Annotated in this window: 13 protein-coding genes; 9 read left to right on the top strand and 4 right to left on the bottom strand. The window is 70.0% G+C overall.

Annotated elements, in window-relative coordinates; all coding sequences use genetic code 11:
• The first annotated feature begins 3 nt into the window (after positions 1–3).
• A complete protein-coding gene (locus BM393_RS22465) occupies positions 4–1,080 on the top strand; it encodes a glycosyltransferase family 2 protein (protein ID WP_091733211.1) in 1,077 nt (358 codons plus the stop codon).
• Positions 1,081–1,126: 46 nt separating this feature from the next.
• Here BM393_RS22465 and BM393_RS22460 read toward each other — a convergent pair whose 3' ends face one another.
• Positions 1,127–2,260, bottom strand: coding sequence for a glycosyltransferase (locus BM393_RS22460; RefSeq protein WP_091733208.1), 1,134 nt, complete (start codon positions 2,258–2,260; stop codon positions 1,127–1,129).
• 403 nt (positions 2,261–2,663) lie between these two features.
• Here BM393_RS22460 and glf point away from each other — a divergent pair, with 403 nt between their 5' ends.
• From glf to BM393_RS22420, 8 genes are all read left to right on the top strand, one after another.
• The gene (gene glf, locus BM393_RS22455; protein ID WP_091733205.1) at positions 2,664–3,767 is read left to right on the top strand and encodes a UDP-galactopyranose mutase; all 1,104 of its coding nucleotides are present in this window, start codon (positions 2,664–2,666) and stop codon (positions 3,765–3,767) included.
• 6 nt (positions 3,768–3,773) lie between these two features.
• Positions 3,774–4,658 (top strand): hypothetical protein, encoded by an 885-nt coding sequence (locus tag BM393_RS22450; RefSeq protein ID WP_091733202.1) that lies wholly within the window; start codon positions 3,774–3,776, stop codon positions 4,656–4,658.
• 129 nt (positions 4,659–4,787) lie between these two features.
• Entirely contained in the window at positions 4,788–6,719 is a 1,932-nt protein-coding gene (gene msbA, locus BM393_RS22445) for a lipid A export permease/ATP-binding protein MsbA (RefSeq protein WP_091733199.1), read from the top strand.
• Positions 6,720–6,829: 110 nt separating this feature from the next.
• On the top strand, positions 6,830–7,780 hold the full coding sequence (locus BM393_RS22440) for an intradiol ring-cleavage dioxygenase (RefSeq protein WP_254783569.1): 951 nt from the start codon (positions 6,830–6,832) through the stop codon (positions 7,778–7,780).
• Positions 7,781–7,791: 11 nt separating this feature from the next.
• Positions 7,792–8,583: a response regulator gene (locus BM393_RS22435; protein ID WP_254783568.1), complete on the top strand. Its 792-nt coding sequence runs from the start codon at positions 7,792–7,794 to the stop codon at positions 8,581–8,583.
• A complete protein-coding gene (locus tag BM393_RS22430; RefSeq protein WP_091733196.1) occupies positions 8,580–9,932 on the top strand; it encodes an ATP-binding protein in 1,353 nt (450 codons plus the stop codon). Before BM393_RS22435 ends, BM393_RS22430 begins: the two co-directional genes overlap by 4 nt.
• A gap of 124 nt (positions 9,933–10,056) precedes the next feature.
• Positions 10,057–14,106, top strand: coding sequence for a patatin-like phospholipase family protein (locus BM393_RS22425; RefSeq protein WP_141225444.1), 4,050 nt, complete (start codon positions 10,057–10,059; stop codon positions 14,104–14,106).
• Positions 14,103–14,723, top strand: coding sequence for a hypothetical protein (locus tag BM393_RS22420; RefSeq protein ID WP_141225443.1), 621 nt, complete (start codon positions 14,103–14,105; stop codon positions 14,721–14,723). The genes BM393_RS22425 and BM393_RS22420 overlap by 4 nt, the downstream gene beginning before the upstream one ends.
• Positions 14,724–14,729: 6 nt before the next feature.
• Here BM393_RS22420 and BM393_RS22415 read toward each other — a convergent pair whose 3' ends face one another.
• The 3 genes from BM393_RS22415 to dnaE all read right to left on the bottom strand — a co-directional run bounded on the left by BM393_RS22415 (position 14,730) and on the right by dnaE (position 20,142).
• On the bottom strand, positions 14,730–16,028 hold the full coding sequence (locus BM393_RS22415; RefSeq protein ID WP_091733187.1) for a patatin-like phospholipase family protein: 1,299 nt from the start codon (positions 16,026–16,028) through the stop codon (positions 14,730–14,732).
• Between the two features lie 149 nt (positions 16,029–16,177).
• Positions 16,178–16,498, bottom strand: coding sequence for a helix-turn-helix domain-containing protein (locus tag BM393_RS22410; RefSeq protein WP_091733184.1), 321 nt, complete (start codon positions 16,496–16,498; stop codon positions 16,178–16,180).
• A 77-nt stretch (positions 16,499–16,575) separates the two neighbouring features.
• Positions 16,576–20,142, bottom strand: coding sequence for a DNA polymerase III subunit alpha (dnaE, locus tag BM393_RS22405; protein WP_091733181.1), 3,567 nt, complete (start codon positions 20,140–20,142; stop codon positions 16,576–16,578).
• Positions 20,143–20,148: the final 6 nt, after the last annotated feature.

The raw sequence follows: 20,148 nt of genomic DNA, 5'->3' as shown, positions 1-20,148 counted from the left end.
CCGATGAGCAGCCCATCCGACCTGTCGTCCCCGGGCGTCGACGAGGACGCCGGCACCAACGCGCCGTGGCTGTCGGTGCTGATTCCCGTCCACAACGTCAAGGACTACCTGCGCGAGTGCCTGGACTCGGTGCTGGCCCAGGCCGACGACGGCGTCGAGGTGCTGATGGTGGACGACTGCTCCACCGACGGCTCTGACGCCCTGGTGCGCGAACTGGTGGCGACGCACGCGTCCGGACCGGTGCGCGTGCGGGGGCTGTTCCACGCGCAGAACCAGGGGCTCTCCGGCGCGCGCAACACGACGCTGCAGGCGGCGCGCGGGGACTACGTCTGGTTCCTGGACTCCGACGACTACCTGATGCCCGGCGCCATCCCGCGCCTGCGCGCGGTGGTCCGGGAGCACGCGCCGGCGCTGGTGCTGTGCGACTTCTTCATGCTGCGCGAGCGCGTCAAGCTCAAGCACAAGCTGCGGGGCGAGATGCACCGGCGCACCTTCTTCGGCCCGGAGCGCCAGCTGCTGCGCGACCCGTCGCGGCTGCTGCGGGGGCTCTTCGAGGCCGGCCAGATGCACAGCTGGTCCAAGATCGCGCGGCGCAGCCTCTGGGGCGAGCAGCTGCGCTTCCCGGTCGGCCGCTACTTCGAGGACATGGCCACCACGCCCTTCCTGGCGCTGCTGGCCGACACCGCGTGGTACGAGCCCGCGGTCTGGGTGGCCTACCGCCAGCGCCAGGGCTCGATCCTGGCCACCCCCAACCTCACCAAGGCCGAGCATCTGGCCCACGCGCTCGCCAACCTGCGCGACGCGGCGGTCGGCAAGGGGCTCGACGACGACGCCCTGTTCGCCTGGGCCCACTTTGCCGCGCGCAACTTCATCGGTGCCTCGCGCATGGCGGACAAGGCGCTGCCCGAGGGCTGCACCGGCGCGGTCGCCATGTTCCGGCAGGCCTTCGAGGAAGCGTCGCCGATCGCGCTGCGCGAGCTCGACCGGGCCTACAAGCGGCGCGGCTGGTTCGTCCGCGCGCTGCGCCTGCGCTACTGGCTGCGCCGCGCCGAAGGGCCGCGCACCGCCGCGGCGACCTGAACCGCCGCAACGGGCGCCGCGTCGCCGGCAGGCCTCGCGGCACGCCTCACAGCGACAGCAGCAGCGCCTCGTAGCGACGCATCATCAGGTCGACCTCGTGTTCCTCGATGGCGCGCGCCCGCGCGGCGGCGCCCAGACGGCCGGCCAGTTCCGGGTCCCGCAGCAGGCGTTCCAGCGCGTCGGCAAGCGCGACCGGGTCCGCCTCGGGCACCAGCAGCCCGGTGCGTCCGTCCTCCAGCACCCCTTCCACGCCGGGCACCAGGGAGGCCACGCACGCGCACCCCGCCGCCATCGCTTCCAGCAGCGCCAGCGGCATGCCCTCCCAGTGGGTCGACAGCACGAAGATCCGCTGGCTCATCAGCAGGCCCGGGACATCGCCGTGATGGCCGAGGAAGCGCACCTGTCCGTCCAGGCCCAGTCGGCGGGTCAGCCGCTCGGTGGCGCGTCGATAGGAGGCCTTGCCGCCGCCGGCGAGCTGCAGCACCGGCTGCAGGCCGCGCTCGCGCAGCACGGCGAGCGCGCGGATCAGCGTCTGCGGATCCTTCTGACGGGCGAAGCGGGCCGACATCACGATGCCGGGTTCGCGACCGCTGGCCGGATGGGCGTCCGCGGCGGCGAAGCGCTCGAGGCGGATGCCGTTCGGGATGGCGACGGTCTTCTCTTCCGGCATGCCCAGTTCAACCAGGCGTCGACGCACGCCTTCCGACACCCCGACCAGGCGCGCGCTCACGGCGCTGAGACGGCGCGCCTGCGCGCGTCGGCAGGGGGTGTAGCGCTCGCGCGAGTTGTGCTCGACCTGCACCAGGGCCGGCACGCCGGCCAGGCGCCCGGCACGGCGGCCGAGCAGGTGTTCGGGGAAACCGTGCGCCACCACGACGTCGGGTCGCAGGCGTTCGCACAGGCGACGCAGGGCCCAGACGGTGACCAGATGGGCCCAGCCCGGCACGAGGTAGACGGGCAGCCCCTGGTCGCGCAGGGCCTGGATGCGGTCGAGCTTGGTGGGGTTCTCGGTGCGCTGCTTGCGACGCAGCACGAGGATGGGTTCGATGCGCTCGCTGTGCAGCTGCGCCAGGCACAGGTCGACGGCCACCTGCGTGGCGCCCGAGAAGCCGCCGGTGACGAAGTGCAGCACGCGGCGGCGAGGAGGTGTTGCCGTCGTGCTCGGGGAGGAAGGGAGCATCGCGGCAGTGTATCGGCGCACGTTCGGTTACCGACCCGCAAGTCCCACAGCCACTCCACCACCGACAACGTGAAGAGCCCCGTGGCAGGTGGTGGTGTGGCGGGAACGGCTTGTGCTGGAGCCCGGCGGCGGAGCCGGTGCCCCTTGGAGCGAATTCCGAGCGTGCGGAGGAGATTGAGCGGAGAGGGGCACCGGCTCCGCTGCCGGGCGGGGCAGTCCTCGGTCCAGCGTTGCCCCGCCACGCCGCCGGGCGGGGCAGTCCTCGGTCCAGAGTGAATTCCGAGCGCTGCGGAGGAGAGCGAGAATCCCGCCCCAAAACTGGGTTGTTCCGAGTTCCCGCACCGTCCGACGCGGCCACAATCCGCGCATATCCAGAAGCAGGAGACGGCCGCCAGGCCGAACCATGAAGACTGATTACCTCATCGTCGGCGCCGGCTTCGCCGGTTCGGTTTGCGCGCGCGTGCTGGCCGATGCCGGCAAGACCGTCCACCTGATCGACAAGCGGCCGCACATTGGCGGCAATGCCTACGACGAGCGCGATGCCCACGGCGTGCTGATCCACCCGTACGGTCCGCACATTTTTCACACGAACGCGAAGAAGGTCTTCGAGTTCCTGTCCCGTTTCACCACCTGGCGCTTCTACGAGCACCGGGTGCTGGCGAAGGTCGGCGAGCAGCTGCTGCCGATCCCGATCAACCGCACGACGATCAACCAGCTCTACGGCCTGTCGCTGACCGAGGACGAGGTGCAGGGCTACCTGGAGACGGTGCGCGAGCCGCGCGATCCGATCCAGACCAGCGAGGACGTGGTGCTGAACAGTGTTGGCCGCGACCTGTGCGACAAGTTCTTCCGTGGCTACACGAAGAAGCAGTGGGGGCTGGACCTCTCGCAGCTCTCGGCCGGCGTGGCGGCGCGCATCCCGACGCGCAGCAACGACGACGACCGCTACTTCGGCGACACCTTCCAGTTCATGCCGGCGGATGGTTACACCGCGATGTTCGAGCGCCTGCTGGATCATCCGGCCATCACGGTCCGCACCGGCGTGGACTTCCAGGATGTTCGCGGCGACTTCCCCGGCGCGCACATCATCTACACCGGCCCGATCGATGCATTTTTCGATCACTGCCACGGCCCGCTGCCCTACCGCAGCCTGCGCTTCGACCATGAGCACCTGCCCACCACCGCGCAGGTGCAGCCGGTGGGCACGGTCAACTATCCCAACGACCACGATTACACCCGGATCACGGAGTTCAAGCATCTGACCGGCGAGACGCATGCCGGCACGTCGATCGTGCGCGAGTACCCGCAGGCCGAGGGCGACCCGTACTACCCGGTGCCGCGGCCCGAGAACGAGGCGCTCTACAAGCGCTACGCCGAGATGGCGGACAAGGCCGAGGGCGTCACCTTCGTTGGCCGCCTGGCGCAGTATCGCTACTACAACATGGACCAGATCGTCGCCGCCTCGCTGAAGACGGCGCAGGACCTGCTGGAACCGCCGCAGGCCTGAAGACGGATGAGCTTGTATTCCGAAGACCGGCCGCGCGACGCGGTCCGGCGTCCCCTCGTGCTGGTGTCCTGGGATGGCGTCAGCCTGCCGCTGGGCCTGATGCACCTGGACGCCACACCCGAGTTCGACTGGGTCCTGTTCGACTACACCGGCCGCCAGGCGCCGGGCCCGCGTGAGTTGCGCGGGCAGGCGGTCACCGTGCTCGCCGCGGCGACCGAGTGCAAGGGGGAGATCTTCAAGCACCTCGCCGACCATCTGGCCGCCACCATCGCCGACGTCGAACCCAATGTCGGGAATGGCCCCTGGCCCGAGTACGTGGGCATCATCGACGATGACATCCTGCTCTCGGTCGCGCAGATCAACACCGCGCTGCACCTGGGCCGGTGCGAGCGGCTGGACGTGTTCTCGCCCTCGCTGAGCCACGACAGCCCCTACTCCCATCACTGGATGCGGCATCAGCCGCACCGCATCTACCGCGAGGTGGATTGGGTCGAGGTGATGATGCCGTTCTACCGCGGCGATCTGTTCATGGCCGCGCGCGCGCATTACCAGGACAACATCTCGTCCTGGGGGCTGGACCGCTTCATGATCCCGACGCTCCAGCAGCTGCGCGGCCAGACGCGCACCGCGTTGCTGGACGCGGTGATGGCCAGCCATCGCCGCCCAGTGACCAGCGGGGGGAAGGTGTACCGCAACGGCCGCACCGCCTGGGAGGAGCGGCAGATCCTGCGCCAGGCCAGCCTGGACCTGATCGCCCGCGAAGCCCCCCAGTTGGTGGACACCGCCTGGTACCACCGCAGCTTCGTGCGCCGGGAGACCCCCAACAGGTGGGTGCGGTGGAAACGCCGCATCGCCCGGGTGGTGGCGGACTGGCTCGACGACTGCCGCTGAGCCCCCTCGCGGGCGCGCCGGCCCCATCGGGGCGGCCCGGGACGACCCGGGACTCCGGCACAATCGCCGCTTCCTCCTTCGATCCCCTTGGCCTGAGCCGGTGCCTCGCACCCGGCGCCGGCCTGCGCCATGACCGATCAAGCCTCCGCCAAAGACACCGAACCGCTCGGCCCCACCGCGAGCCGCCTCTGGCGCTTCATGAAGCCGCACCGCTGGGGCCTGCTGCTGTCGGTCATCGCCTTCGTCCTGGTGGCGTCGACCGAGCCGCTGATCCCCAAGCTGCTGGGTTATGCGCTCGGCGAGGGCTTCAACGCCAAGTCCACGAACGTCGCCGGTTTCTCGATCCCGGGCGGCGCGCCGGCCGCGTCCGCGCCGGCGGTGGCGCCTGCCGCTTCAACCACCGCCGCCGCATCGATCGCATCGTCGGCCGGCGTGGTCGCGCCGTCCGCGTCCGCGGCGTCGTCGCCGTCGCGGCCCTCGCTGGCCGAGGTCAACCGGAACTACAGCTTCCCGATCTGGATGGTGCCCATCGTGCTGATCGGCCTGTTCGCCGTCCGCGGGCTGTTCACCTTCTGCGGCCAGTACATGCTGAACTGGACGATCTCGCGCACGGTGATGGACATCCGCACCGCGCTGCTGCAGGTGCTGCTGCGCGCGGATGCGCGCGTCTACACCAGCCTTCAACCCGCCACCGCGGTCACCAAGGTCGTCAACGATCCGCAGCATGTCGTCACCCTGATCGCCGGCGCGCTGATCACCATCCTGCGCGACGGCCTGCCGGCGCTGGCGCTGATGGGATTCCTGTTCTTCATCAACTGGAAGCTGACGCTGCTCTCGCTTATCACCGTGCCAGGTCTGGCCTTCGTGGTGCGCAAGGTCAACCGGCGCGTGCGGCGCATGGGCAGCTGGGCCTATGACGCGCAGCTGCGGCTGGTCTCGGTGATCGAGGACGTCACCCGCGCCTGGCGCGTGGTGCGCAGCTTCGACGCGGCCGACTACGAGCGCCGCCGCTTCGCCGAGCGCGCCCGCGAGGTGCAGCGCAGCACGCTGAAGACGGCGGCCTCCAACGCCATGGCGCAGCCGCTGTCGCAGCTGATGGCCAGCGTGGGCATCTCGATCATCGTCAGCCTGGCGCTGTACCAGTCGCGGGTGAACGGCACCGGCGTGGGCGAGTTTGCGTCCTTCGTCGCCGCGCTGCTCTTCATGAGCTCGCGGCTGCGCCACCTCAGCGACGTGATGCAGCCCATCACCAACGCGCTGGTCGTGGCACGCGGCTGCATGGGCCTGCTGGACACGCCGCCCGAGCCCGACACCGGCACCCGCGAGCTGCGCGACGTGCGCGGCGACATCGCGCTGCAGCAGGTCACGCTGCGTTATCCCGGCGCCAACCGCGACGCGCTCGCGGCCATGGACCTGCACATCCCGGCCGGCCGCACGACGGCGCTGGTCGGCAGCTCGGGCGCGGGCAAGAGCTCGGTGGTGAACCTGCTGCTGGGCTTCGAGCGTCCGGACAGCGGCCGCATCCTGCTGGACGACGTGCCGATCGACGAGCTGACCAAAGCCAACCTGCGGCGCCAGTTCGCGGTGGTGTCGCAGGACATCGTGCTGTTCGACCTCTCCATCGCGGACAACATCGCCTACGCGCAGGAGCGCGACGACGCCAAGCTCGAGCAGGTGCTGCGCGCGGCGGCGCTGTGGGACTTCGTGCAGTCGCTGCCCGAGGGACTGGACACGACGGTAGGCGCCAACGGCAGCAAGCTGTCGGGCGGCCAGAGACAGCGCCTGGCGATCGCGCGGGCGCTCTACAAGGACGCGCCGGTGTGGATCTTCGACGAGGCGACCTCCGCGCTCGACACCGAGAGCGAGCGCGCCGTGCAGCAGGCGCTGGAGCAGTGGCAGGGTCGCAAGACGCTGATCGTGATCGCGCATCGGCTGTCGACGATCCGCCGCGCCGATTGCATCCAGGTGCTGGCCGACGGCCAGGTGGTCGAGTCCGGCGACCACGACGCGCTGATGGCCCGGGACGGCGTCTACGCCGGCATGGTGAAGGTGCAGCACTGAAGGCTGCGGGGCCCTGCCTGTTTCACTGCTTGTCGGCCTTGACACAAAGACGATAAGCGCCGGACAAGACGCCTCGATCCAATGCGGGTCATCCACTTCCGGAGCCCCGCATGCAGCCTCATCGCCACACTCCCGCCCACGACCACTCGCACTCGCACTCGCACGAATACGAGGGCGGCCACGACCATGACCAGGGCCTGGCGCACGACCTCGCCGTGCTGCAGCAGCGCCGCCGCGCCCTGGGCCTGCTCGCCGGCCTCGCCGGGATCGGCGGCCTGTCGCTGATCGGATGCGGCGGGGGCGGCTCCGACGCCGGCACCAGCACCGTGAGCACCGGCAGCACCGGCAGCACCGGATCCACGGGATCGACGGGTTCCACCGGATCCACGGGCAGCACCGGCACCACCGGCAGCTGCTCGGTCATCCCGGAGGAGACCGCCGGCCCCTACCCCGGCGACGGCTCCAACAGCAACGGCAGCGGCGTGACCAACGCGCTGGCGCTCAGCGGCATCGTGCGCAGCGACATCCGCAGCAGCATCGGCACCGCCAGCGGCACGGCCGGCGGCGTGCCGCTGACGCTGACGATCGACCTGGTCAACACCAACAGCAGCTGCGCCGACCTCTCGGGCTACGCGATCTACCTGTGGCACTGCGACCGCGAGGGCCGCTACTCGCTGTACAGCGCGAGCATCGTCAACGAGAACTACCTGCGCGGCGTGCAAAGCACCGGCAGCGACGGCACGGTCACCTTCACGACCATCTTCCCTGGCTGCTACGACGGCCGCATGCCCCACATGCATTTCGAGGTCTATCCGAGCGCCAGCGCGGCCACCTCCTACGCCAACAAGATCAAGACCTCGCAGATCGCGTTCCCCACCGACGTCTGCACGACGGTCTACAGCACCGCGTCCGGCTACAGCAGCAGCCTGACCAACTTCAACCGGATCAGCTTCTCGACGGACAACGTCTTCAGCGACGGCTACACGACGCAACTGGCCACGCTGAGCGGCGACGTCACCAACGGCTACACCGCGACGCTGACGGTGGGCATCTCGGTCTGACGGCGCGGCCCATGCAGCTCCCCGCCGACGACGGGACGCGCGGTGTATCGTCCATGGCTCAGGCCGGCATGCCGCCGGCCGCGGTCGTGGAGGCGCGCATGACGCGGTGTCTGGTGGTCGACGACGACGCGGAGATCCGCCGGTCGCTCGACGCGTACTTGCAGAAGTTCAGCGTGACGGTGAGCGCCGCGGCCGACGGCCGCGAGATGCGCCGGCTGATGGCGACGCAGGTCTTCGACGTCGTCGTGCTGGACCTGATGCTGCCGGACGAGAACGGCCTGACGCTGTGCCAGTGGATCCAGCAGCACCACCCGTCGGTGCCGGTGATCATGCTGACGGCGCATGGCGACCCGATCAGCCGCGTGCTCGGGCTGGAGATGGGCGCGGACGACTATCTCGCCAAACCCTTCGAGCCCCGCGAGCTGGTGGCCCGCATCCATGCGATCCGGCGCCGCGCGCGTCGCGGCGACCACGAGGCGCAGACGCGCCGCGAGTTCCGCTTCGAGGGCTGGGCCTTCGACCGGCTGCTGCGCCAGCTGGTGTCGCCGCAGCAGGTCGTGGTGCCGCTGTCCAGCGCGGAGTTCCGCATGCTGAGCGCGCTGGTCGAGCGTCCCGGCCGGGTGCTCAGCCGCGAGCAGCTGATCGAGCTGACGCGCGCGCCCGGCGTGGAGGTCAACGACCGCAGCGTGGACCTGACGATCTCCCGGCTGCGCCAGAAGCTGGGCGACTCGCCCAAGGAGCCGCGCCTGATCCGCACGATGCGGGGCGAGGGTTATCTCTTCGACGCCCAGGTGCAGGCTTGAGCGGGCCGACGCGCGGGCAGCGATGGTTCGCCGCATGGCGAGAGCAGCTGGGGCGCGCTTTCGGCGACACCCTGGCGAGGCGGATCTTCCTGCTGCTGTGGGTCACGCTGGTGGCGGCGCAGGCGCTGGCCATCGGCGTGGTGACTTGGTCGCGCGGCGAGTTCGCCGCCGCGCGCGTGCCCGGGGCGCCGTCGCTGCCGCCGCTGCCCGGTCTGATGCGCGAGCCGCCGCACCCGTCCGGACCGCAGGGTCCGCAGGGTCCGCAGGGTCCGCAGGGTCCGCAGGGTCCGCAGGGTCCGCAGGGACTACAGGATCCGCGATCCGAGCCACCGCCGGAGGACCCGGGACACGACGTGCCGCTGCCCGGCGACCTCCCAATGCCGTCACGCGACGAATTCCATGGCTTCCCGCCGCCGCCATCGGCGCAGCCCCAGGCGCAGGCGCCGCCGTGGCGCGGTGCGTTCCGCGCGCTGACCGGCTGGGAGCTGACGCTGGATTACGGCATCCGCCTGCTGGTCACGGGCCTGGCGGCCTGGATCGCGTCGCGCTGGCTGGCGCGGCCGATGCGGGACCTGGTCCGAGCCTCGCAGGCGCTGGGCCAGTCACTGCACAAGCAGGAGCCGCTGCCGCTGCTCGATGAGCGACGCGGCACGCTCGAGGTCCGCGAAAGCGCGCAGGTCTTCAACGCGATGGCGCGGCAGCTGCGGCGCCAGTTCAACGAGCGCGGCCTGATGGTGGCGGCGATCTCGCACGACCTGCGCACGCCGCTGACGCGGCTGCGGATGCGGCTGGAGACGCTGGACATCGAGGAGCTGCAGCGCCAGCGCTCGGTGGAGGACATCCGCGAGATGAATGCGCTGGTGGACGCGGTGATGGAGCTGTTCCGCGGCGACGGTCCCGGCGCGGCCGAGCCGCTGCAGGACGTGGACCTGGGCGCGCTGGCGCAGGCGCTGACGGACGACCTGGTCGAGCAGGCGATGCCGGTGAGTTTCGAGGGCGGTGACGCGCAGGTGCTGGCCAAGGGCCAGCCGATGGCGCTGCGGCGGGTGCTGGGCAACCTGATCGGCAACGCGGTGCGCTACGGCGGCCGCGCCGAGGTCCAGGTGGGTCGCGACGCGCAAGGGCCGTGGCTGCGCGTGACGGATGCGGGGCCGGGCATCCCGGCCGACCAGCTGGAAGCGGTGTTCGAGCCTTTCTACCGGCTGGAGGACTCGCGCAACCGCCACACGGGCGGCGCGGGGCTGGGGCTCTACATCGCGCGTGAATTGACGCTGCGGCAGCGCGGCTCGCTGGTGCTGAGCAACCGGCCCGAGGGTGGGTTGATGGCGGAGTTGCGGTTGACCGCCTGACGCGAACGAGGGACAGCCGCAGTCCCTGGCTCATCCCCAAGGTTGCGGACGGCTCGGAATCAACCCGGATGCCGGCGGGCAAGCGGCGCGGGACATTGGCGGTACGAGCCAATGGGAGGCCGCCATGACCGCAGCAGCACCGCCCCCGCCCGAAGCACCGCCCCCGGTGCCGGACGGGTCCGAACGCCAGACGCCGGCACAGCCATGGCCGCGGCGCGACGACGAGGTCCTGATCGCCGAGGCCATGGCGCTGCTGCCCCCGCTGCGACCGCGTCTGCAGGCCCTGATCCGCCGGATCGAGGTCCCGCCCCCCTGGGACGACGAAGCGCAGCGGCAACGATGGAAGCAGGACCATCCCCGAGTCCCTGTCAGCTCGGACTGGGCGACTTACGAGCGGTGGCGCAAGGCGCTGATCGATGCCCGCCTGAAGTGGCTCCGCGCCTGGATCCATCGCCTGGGCGAGGATGAGGCTCCGGCGGCGCTCTGCCTGTCGGGCGGCGGCATCCGCAGCGCGACCTTCAGCCTGGGCGTGATCCAGGGGCTCGCCGCCAAAGGCGTCATGCGGGACTTCCACTACCTGTCCTCCGTTTCCGGCGGCGGGTACATCACCAGCCTGCTGTCGGCCTGGATCCGCAACGAGGCCCTGCTGCGCCAGGCCGACGCCGCCGGCATGAGCCTGGCCGACTACATGAATGCCGGCATGGGCTCCCGGGCGCCGATCCAGACCGAGGGACCGGCGCTCAGCGATGCGCGGGCGGCGGTGCTCGACACCCTGGGCCGGGTCGGCGACGCCCAGTCGGAAGAGCCCCAGCCGGTGCGGCGCCTGCGCGCCTTCAGCAGCTACCTGAGTCCGATGCGGGGCGTGTCCGCCGACTTCCTCACGCTGCTGGCGATCTACGCGCGCAACCTGACGCTCAACTGGATGGTGTGGATCCCCGCGCTGTTGGGCGTGCTCCTGTTGCCGCGCCTCTACCTCGCCTGGCTTCAGGCGGAGCTGCCGGGCGACGGCTGGCGTCAGGCCATGATGGGGGCCGCCTGGCTGCTGATCGTCTGGACCATCGCGTACATGGCGTCGGACCTGCCGGCGCCACCGCCCAAGCGCAAGCCGCGATCGCCGGTCCAGCACCTGCAGGCCGGCGCGCCGCCGGCCTCCTCCGGCGCAGCAGCCGCGCGCACGGAGGAGCGGCTCAAGGGGCCGCCCCCGGACAGGCCGGACGACACCTGGCAGATGGTGCTGCCGCTGTTCGCCGCCGCGTTGCTGCTGACCTGCCTGATCGGCTGGGAGGTCCGCGACCCCACGGGCCGGCCGGTCTGGTCGATCTGGCTGCCGGGGTGGGCGCGCCAGGCGCTCGCCGCCGTCACGCCCGACCCCGAATGGCAGGTCACGCTGCTCGGCTTCGTGCTGGGCGCCTTCACGCAAGGCGCCGCGTCGCTGCTGGGCGGACTCGTGCTGCGCAAGGCGCGGGCGCGAGAGCCGGGAACGCGTCCGGCGGACGGCTGGGCCTTCATCGCCGTCACCGTCGCGGGCGGCGGCACCGGCGCGGCGCTGTATTGGGTCATCCGCTGGCTGATCACCTTCTCCCCGCCGCCCGAAGCGCTGCCGTGGCAACCCGTCGAGATCGGCCTGCCCCCGCACGACCTGCGTCTGCTGGCGCTCTGGGGCGTGCCGCTGTTGATGACCCTGTTCTGGGTGGGCGTCACCGTCTATGCCGGATGGCGGCGCCCCGTCGGCCTGGAGGATGAACGCGAGTGGTGGGCGCGTGCCGCGGCGCGCTGGATGTTGCCGTCCGCCTGCTGGATCCTCGGCGTCGGACTCGTGTTCTACCTGCCCAGCCAGATGCTCGCGCTGTTCAAGCTGCAGGGCGGACAGGCGGCGGCCTTCGGCGCCGGGACGGGGGTGCTCGGGCTGTTGCTCGCGACCATCGGGTTCATCAGCAAACAAGGGCCCGCCTGGCGCCAGAAGGCCGAGTCGTTCGCCGACAAGACCGGCATGCGCATCGCCGACCTGCTCTCCATCGTCTTCATCGTGCTGTTCCTGACCGGCCTGTCGTACGCGATCACGGCCATGATGCGACTGCATGAGCCCTACCTGAAGGCGCAAGAGGCGCGGCTCGGCGTCGATGTGCAGGCGCCCGCCTTCTCGCGCATGGTCTGCGCGAAGCTCAAGGCGCAGGATCCCGAGACACGTTTCAGCCTGGGCTCAAGCTGCCGGCCGCTCGACTGCGGCCACGCCGGCAAGCGCTGCGCCCCCTGGACGGACGAAGCCGCCCACTTCTACACCGCCTCCCTCCTGACGACGGTCGACCCGCTGCCGCTTGTCGGGGCGCTGCTCGTGGCCGCCCTCCTGGCGCTCGGCACGTCCTACCGCATCGGCGTCAACGCGTTCTCGCTTCACAGCCTCTACGGCAACCGGCTCGTGCGGGCCTACCTGGCGGCCAGCCGTCGCGACGAGGATCGCCGGCCTCACTGGTTCACCGGTTTCGATCCGCAGGACAACCTGCCCATCCACGAAACCTGGCCCGAGAAGCATGCCGAGCGGGACGCCCGCCCGCGGCTGATGCACATCGTCAACGTGGCCCTGAACCTCGTGAAGCCGACGGGCAGTCGCCTGGAGTGGCAGGACCGCAAAGCCGTCGCCTTCACCATCTCCCCGCTCTACTCGGGCAGCAGGACCACCGGCTACATCCCGTCCAAGCACTACCTCCAGACGCCTCACATCGACGGCATCAGCCTGGGATGCGCGATGACCGTCTCGGGCGCGGCGGCGTCGCCGAACATGGGCTATCACAGCTCGGTGCCGCTCGCGCTCGTGATGACGCTGTTCAATGTCCGGCTGGGCATCTGGTCCCCCAACCCGATGCGCGCGAGTTCCCCGAAGTGGCCCCAGGAACGTTCGGAGCCGGCGCTGGGCCTGTCGACGATGATCGATGAGGCCTGGGGCAACACTTCCGCGGAGACGGCCTTCGTCAACCTGTCGGACGGCGGGCATTTCGACAACACCGGCCTGTACGAGATGGTGCGGCGCCGGGTCCGTCACATCGTCGTCGTGGATGCCGGCGCGGACCCCGACTACCAATACGACGACCTGCTCTCGACGGTCCGCCGCATCCGCATCGACCTGGGCATCGGCATCGAGTTCACCACCAACATGCCGGGGCCGCTGGAGCGGCAACGGTCCGGCGCGGCGGTGGCGCGGGCGCGGATCCGATATGGCCAGGCCGATGCGGCCGCGCCGGACGGCACGCTGCTGCTGATCAAGCCCGCGCTGGTGCACGACGATCCGCGCGGTCCATGGTTGCCGCTCGATGTCCGTCGCTATGCCGAGGAGAGCCGGCGCGGCAACCAGCGCTTTCCGCAGCAACCGACCTCGGACCAGTTCTTCGACGAGTCCCAGTTCGAGAGCTATCGCATGCTGGGCTTGCACACCGTGCTGGCGGCGTACGGTCCACCCCCCGGATCGGCCGCACCCGCCACCGCTGGGTCGCCGCTTCCGGGCTTCGGGGGATTGTCGCGGGCCATCGAATCGGTCGCCGTGGCGCCGCCCGCGCCACCGCGCCCGGAAGGAGAAGGCGGAAAACCGGCCCAGGCGGGGGAGTCGGCGCTGAGCAAGTTGCTCGGCAGTCTCAGCGACAACGCGCAGATGGTGGCCGCCGGCACGCTGGTGAGCGTCGTCACGGTCACTGGCGTCTCGTCGGTCGGGTCGTCCGCGCCGCCCGCCGCCCCGCCTCCGGCGCCGCCGCCGGCAACAACGGTCGCGCCTCCGACGCCGCCGGTGGGGAACGGCGACGTCAACCTCTCCCTGGCGGAATTCGCCTCGCAGATCAGGAACGCCTCCAGTTCGGCCCAGACCTTCACGCTCGAGGTGGTCGCTGCCGCTTCCGCGGCCAGCGGCGTCGGTCGACGAGACGGCACGCTGACCGTCAAGCTCGACGCCGCCGACGTCGAGCGGCTGAAGCAGGCCGCCAACGCCAGTGCCGCCGCCGCGACCAGCGCGAACTCGGCCGCCGGTCGCGCCGACAGCGCCGCGACGCAAGCCGCTTCGGCGGCGGACAGCGCGGCCACGGCCAGCAAGACGATGAGCGGCATGGCCGCTGACATCGCCGCCATCAAGCGCAGCGTCACCCAGGTACCACCGCGATCCAACGTGCGCGGCGGCGAAGGAGCCCGGCCATGACGCGGCCGTCCGCGGCGATGAGAGCGCTCGGAGTCTGGATGACGGCGTGCCTGGTCGGCTGCGCGCCGATGCCCAAGCTCAGCGCCAACTGGTACACGGTCGTCGACCCCGAACCGGATCCGGCACGCCAGGCGGAAACCCGGCAGGACGGCTCGACCGAGATCCCGACGCGGGAGGTGACAAGCCTCCTCCTGGCGATCCTGAACCAGGAGCGCACCATCGTGACCTTGAAGAACATCGTGATCAATCCGATCGTCGACGACCAGGGGAACACCGTGGACGGCCTGCGCCTGACGGGCCCGGATCCCATTGCCATCGAACCCGGGCAGATGCTGCTGCTGGAGATTCATCGGAACCCGCCCCGCGAGACCTCGACAGCCCTCAAGCCGGTGGCGCCGCCCTCGTCCGATCTCCGCACCTGGAAATGCGCCATTCCGACCCGCGTGCAGATGACCGCCGCGTTCGTGAAACGTTGGGACTGGGCGCATTACCGGGTGGATGAGCACCGCTCGACCCTGGAGCTGTCCAATCCGATGCCGTCGGCGTTGCCCTACGACTGGCAGCATTGCTGGAATCCGGAACGCGCGAGGCGGAGCTTTCCGCCCGCGAGGCCCTGATCCCGTTCACGCCACCAGGCGCGGCGGCCCCGGCGGATTCGGCGGCATCTGCAGCGCGAAGCCGCCGGCGCGCTTGCGCATCGTCGCCGGATCGACCTGCGGCGCCTGCGCCGGCCAGTCGAAGAACTTCTGGATCTCGCTGCGCCGCGCCAGCGTGTCGGCCATGCCCAGCGTGATCAGCTCGCTGGTGTATTCCGGCTCGAAGAGCAGGTAGCTGACCAGCGCCGAGCCGCTCGCCGAAGCGCCCTCCCCCGACACGCCGATGCCTCTCAGCAACCCGCGGATCGGCGGCGGCAGCGCGCCCTGGTGCTCGGCCGCCAGGCTGTCCAGCGGCCGGCTCGGCGCGATCACCAGGGCCTCGATCGGCTTGAGCGGCGTGTTGCGCAGCGCTTCCTCCGGCAGCAGCGCCAGCGTGCTGTTGATGCGCTTGAGCCGTTCGATGTCCACGGCCAGCGCGTCCAGGAAGATGTTGGACAGCGCATGCCCGGCGATCTGCGCCAGGCTCGGATGCCCGGTCGGCGTCGGGCCGTGCTGGCCCTCGCCACCGGCCTCGTGCATGCGGCCAGCGCCGATCACCAGCACCTTCTCCGCGCCCAGGTGCACGGCCGGCGAGATCGGCGCCGTCTGCCGCATCGAGCCGTCGCCGAACCATTCGACCGCGCCGGCCAGGTCCAGCGGCTCCGCCGGGAAGATGAACGGGATCGCCGACGACGCGACCAGGTGCTCGATCGACAGCCGCGGGATGCGCGTGGCGATGCGCTGCGTGCGCACCCAGGGCTCGCGCTGCTGGTGGGTCTGGTAGAAGGTGACGTGGTGGCCCGAGGTGTAGCTGGATCCGGTCACGGCCAGCGCGTCGATGTAGCCCTTGGCCAGCATGTCGTCCAGCCGGTCCATCTTGATCCACTGGCCGAGCAGGCCACGCAGCGGCGTGTTGTCGAGCAGGCTGCGCGGGCGCGTGCGGCGCCAGCGGTTCAGCGCCCAGCCCAGCGACACCATCGTCAGCCACTTCGCGCCGGAGCGGATGACGCCCAGCGAGTCGGCGGCATAGACCTGGTCGACGTGGATGTTCTGCCAGATGTACATCAGGCCGTCGACGGCGGAGCAGAAGTCGTCCGCCTGGCAGGCGAGCGTGGCGGCGTTGATCGCGCCGGCGGAGGTGCCGGCGATCACCTGGAAGGGGTTGTCGCCGGTGGTGCAGGCGTCGCGCCGGAGCTGCGCGATGGCCGCGAGCACGCCGACCTGATAGGCCGCGCGAGCCCCCCCTCCCGTAAGGATGAGGCCGGTCTTGGGCTTGGCATCCTGCATGAGGCGCAGCTTACGCCGGGCAGGACGGCGGGGTGTCGCCGGTTTACCCGGCAAATGGGGGATGGCGAACGGCCGGGATCGCGAGCGATCCCGGGATCAACGACGCCGGCCGACACGGCGCGGCTTCAGGTCCGGCTTGGACGCAGCGCTCATCGAGGTTTCCTCTTTGCGTGCACCGTCCGCGGAACGGTGTCCGCCATCAGCTCGGCCAATTCCTTGTCGGAGCCCAGGTTGGACAGCGTGTCGAAGGTGCCCTCCAGGCCCAAGGCCCACAGGACCATCAGGACGGAGCCGATCTGCACCGTGGGCGCGCCCCGTTCCACCGCCGACAGGGTGCTGAGGCCGATGCCCGCCTTCGCGGCCAGATCGGGTTGCGTGATCCGACGCGCCCGCCGGGCCAGTGAAATCCGTTCACCGAGATCGACCAGCGAGTCCTCGACGATGAACGGCAGGGTCTTGATACTCTTCATACAGCAAGATTTTTAGCTTAAAAATCTTGCTGTAGCAACTTTTTAACTTTCGACGGCCTCGACGCTGGCAGGGGCGATCAACCGCCTTCCGAGTACACGATCTCCGCCGGCTTGAGCTGCTCCAGCGCCTCGTCGCTGGGCCAGAACTTGCCCGCGCCGCCCAGGCCCAGCTCCGCCGTCGCGCCCGCGCGCTTGATCGGGATGCGCAGCTCCAGGCCCTGGCTCAGCACGCCCTGCTCCGTCTCCACCCGTTTGGCGGGCCAGCTCTTGACCAGCTCCAGCACCGTCGCCGCCGGCAGGTTGGGCGCCGTGCGCAGGTAGCGCCCGAAGCGCGCCCGCGCCGCCGCCAGGCTGAACACCTGTTGCACGTTCATCCGCAGCCCGCCCGAGAAGCGGTCGTTCTGCACCTTGCCCACCGCGATGATCAGTTCATCCTCGGCCAGCAGCTCCTTGTTGGCGTTGAGCAGCTCCTCGTTGGCCACCGCCTCGATCGCATCGGTCTTGTCGTCGATCTTGAAGATCGCCACCCGGCCGCGCGACCCGTTGATCACGCGCATGTCGGACACGATGCCCGCCACCGTCGTCGGCTCGCGGCTGTCCTGCAGGTCTACGATCCGGCGCTTGACCATCTTGCGCAGTTCCGTCTCCGCCTGGTCGAACAGGTGGCCCGACAGGTAGAAGCCGATCGCCGTCTTCTCCAGGCTCAGTCGCTCCTTGATGCCCCACGGCGGCACGTCGACGAACTCGGGCTCCGCCGTCGAGGAACCATGCGTGCCGTCGAAGTCGAACAGCCCGCCCTGGTTGGCGTTCTGCGCCAGGTTGTCCGCGTAGGTGTAGCCCAGCGCCACGCTGGCCAGCAGCCGCGCCCGGTCGGGATGCAGCGCATCGAAGGCGCCGGCCTTGATCAGCGCCTCCACCACCCGCTTGTTGACCGCCTTGCGGTCGACCCGCGCGCAGAAATCGAAGAAGCTGGTGAAGGGCCCGCCCTCGGTGCGGGCGCGCACGATCGCCTCGATCGCGCCGGCGCCGGTGCCCTTGATCGCCCCCAGGCTGTAGTTGATCTTGCGCGCTCGCGGCGTGACGCCCGGCTTCGCGCCCTCCTTCGGCGGAGTTCGCACCGTGCCCTCGTCCGCGCCCATGGGCTCGAAGCGGCCCACGCCCAGGTTGATATTGGGCGGCTCGAACTCGATGCCGAACAGCTTGGCGTCGTTCATGAGCACCTTGAGCTTGTCCGTGTCGTCCGATTCGATCGTCATGTTCGCGGCGAAGAACTCCGCCGTGAAATGGACCTTCAGCCAGCCGGTGTGATACGCCAGCAGCGAGTACGCAGCCGCGTGCGACTTGTTGAAGCCGTAACCCGCGAACTTCTCCATCAGGTCGAAGACCTCGTCGGCCTTGTCCTGATCGATGCCCTTCTCGGCCGCGCCCTTGCGGAACAGCTCGCGGTGCATGGCCATCTCTTCGGCCTTCTTCTTGCCCATCGCGCGGCGCAGCATGTCCGCGCCGCCGAGCGAGTAGCCGCCCAGCACCTGGGCGGTCTGCATCACCTGCTCCTGGTAGACCATGATCCCGTAGGTCTCGGACAGCACCGGCTCCACCAGCGGATGCGGGTACTCGACCACCTCCTTGCCGTGCTTGCGCGCGACGAAGCTGGGGATCAGGTCCATCGGGCCCGGGCGGTACAGCGCGTTCAGCGCGATCAGGTCCTCCAGGCGCGAGGGCTTGGCGTCCTTGAGCATGCGCTGCATGCCGCTCGATTCAAACTGGAACACCGACTCCGTCAGGCCGTCGGAGAACAGCTTGTAGGTCCGCTTGTCGTCCAGCGGGATGGTCTCGAAGGCGAAGTCCTTGTGCTCGGGATAGCGCGCGACGATGAAGTCCTTGGCCAGCTCGAGGATGGTCAGCGTCGCCAGGCCCAGGAAGTCGAACTTCACCAGGCCGATGGCCTCGACGTCATCCTTGTCGTACTGGCTCACCGCCGAGGTCGAGCCCGGCTGCTGGTACTGCGGGCAGAAGTCCGTGATCTTGCCCGGCGCGATCAGCACGCCACCGGCGTGCATGCCGATCGAGCGCACCGTGCCCTCCACGCGCGCCGCCATCTCCAGCAGGCCGGCGACTTCCTCGTCCTGCGCCTCGCGCTCCTCGATCTCGGGCGACTCGTGGCGCGCGTAGACCATCTTGGCCTTGTCCGGGTCGAAGTCCGGCGGCAGCTTGGCCAGCGTCACCGTCTTGCCCGGGGGCGCCGGCACCAGCTTGGCGATCGAGTCCACATGGCCGAAGCCCATGCCCAGCACGCGCCCGATGTCGCGCAGCGCGCCCTTGGCCGCCATCGTGCCGAAGGTCGCGATCTGGCTCACCGCCGGCCGGCCGTACTTGTCCTTGACGTACTCGATGACGCGGTCGCGGTTGCCCTGGCAGAAGTCGATGTCGAAGTCGGGCATCGAGACCCGCTCCGGGTTCAGGAAGCGCTCGAACAGCAGGTTGTACTGCAGCGGGTCCAGGTCGGTGATCAGCAGCACGTAGGCGACCAGCGAGCCGGCGCCGGAACCCCGGCCCGGCCCCACCGGGCAGCCGTTGTTCTTCGCCCAGCGGATGAAGTCGCCCACGATGAGGAAGTAGCCGGGGAAGCCCATCTTGATGATGGTCTCGAGCTCGAACTCCAGCCGGTCGACGTAGCGCTGGCGCACCGCCTCGCGCTTGGCGGGGTCGGGGTAGAGCAGGTTCAGCCGGTCCTCCAGGCCCTCGTAGGAGAGCATGCGGAAGTACTGCTCCATCGGCATCGGCGTGCCGTCGGCCTGGATCGGCGTCGGGAAGTTGGGCAGTTGCGGCTTGCCCAGCACCAGCGTCAGGCTGCAGCGCCGGGCGATCTCCACCGTGTTGGCGATCGCGCTGGGCAGGTCGGCGAAGAGCTTCTCCATCTCCGCCTGCGACTTGAAGTGCTGGCTCGGCAGGAAGCGCTTGACCCGCTTGGGATTGGCCAGCGTCTCGCCGTCGGCGATGCAGATGCGGGCCTCGTGCGCCTCGAAGTCGTCCTCGTTCAGGAACTGGATGGGATGCGTCGCCACCACCGGCAGCTTCGCCTTGGCGGCCAGCGGCACCAGCTGGCGCAGCAGGGCCTCCTGGCCGGGCAGCCCGGCGCGCTGCAGCTCGATGTAGAAGCGGCCCGGATAGATCGCGGCCAGGCGCCGCGCCCAGTCCAGGGCCTTGGCCTCGTCGCCGGCGATGAGCGCCTGGCCGACCGGTCCGAACTGCATGCCGCCCAGGCAGATCAGGCCGTCGTGGAGTTCCTGCATCCATTCCAGCTTCAACAGCGCCTGGTTGCGCTGCACGTTCTGGATCCAGGCGCGCGACAGCAGCTCGCTCAGGTTGAGGTAGCCCTGGAAGTTCTGCACCAGCAGCAGCACGCGGCTGGGCGGCTTGTCGGTGGCGTCCGGCTCCAGCCAGACCTCGGCCCCCAGCACCGGCTTGACGCCCTTCTTGCGGCAGGCGTTGTAGAACTTCACCCCGCCGAACATGTTCGCGAGGTCGGTCAGTCCCAGGGCGACCTGGCCGTCCTTGGCCGCCGCGCTGGCGGCGTCGTCGATGCGCAGGGTGCCGTCGACGACGGAGTACTCGGTATGGGTGCGGAGGTGAACGAAAGCCATCGGCGG

The organism is Mitsuaria sp. PDC51 (assembly GCF_900113225.1).
Lineage (GTDB): Bacteria > Pseudomonadota > Gammaproteobacteria > Burkholderiales > Burkholderiaceae_C > Roseateles.
This window is presented reverse-complemented; position numbering and strand designations above follow the sequence as displayed.

Coding starts and splice junctions, on each gene's coding strand:
- BM393_RS22465 (WP_091733211.1), top strand. CDS start 4: ATGAGCAGCCCATCCGACCTGTCGTCCCCGGGCGTCGACGAGGACGCC.
- BM393_RS22460 (WP_091733208.1), bottom strand. CDS start 2,260: ATGCTCCCTTCCTCCCCGAGCACGACGGCAACACCTCCTCGCCGCCGC.
- glf (WP_091733205.1), top strand. CDS start 2,664: ATGAAGACTGATTACCTCATCGTCGGCGCCGGCTTCGCCGGTTCGGTT.
- BM393_RS22450 (WP_091733202.1), top strand. CDS start 3,774: ATGAGCTTGTATTCCGAAGACCGGCCGCGCGACGCGGTCCGGCGTCCC.
- msbA (WP_091733199.1), top strand. CDS start 4,788: ATGACCGATCAAGCCTCCGCCAAAGACACCGAACCGCTCGGCCCCACC.
- BM393_RS22440 (WP_254783569.1), top strand. CDS start 6,830: ATGCAGCCTCATCGCCACACTCCCGCCCACGACCACTCGCACTCGCAC.
- BM393_RS22435 (WP_254783568.1), top strand. CDS start 7,792: ATGCAGCTCCCCGCCGACGACGGGACGCGCGGTGTATCGTCCATGGCT.
- BM393_RS22425 (WP_141225444.1), top strand. CDS start 10,057: ATGACCGCAGCAGCACCGCCCCCGCCCGAAGCACCGCCCCCGGTGCCG.
- BM393_RS22420 (WP_141225443.1), top strand. CDS start 14,103: ATGACGCGGCCGTCCGCGGCGATGAGAGCGCTCGGAGTCTGGATGACG.
- BM393_RS22415 (WP_091733187.1), bottom strand. CDS start 16,028: ATGCAGGATGCCAAGCCCAAGACCGGCCTCATCCTTACGGGAGGGGGG.
- BM393_RS22410 (WP_091733184.1), bottom strand. CDS start 16,498: ATGAAGAGTATCAAGACCCTGCCGTTCATCGTCGAGGACTCGCTGGTC.
- dnaE (WP_091733181.1), bottom strand. CDS start 20,142: ATGGCTTTCGTTCACCTCCGCACCCATACCGAGTACTCCGTCGTCGAC.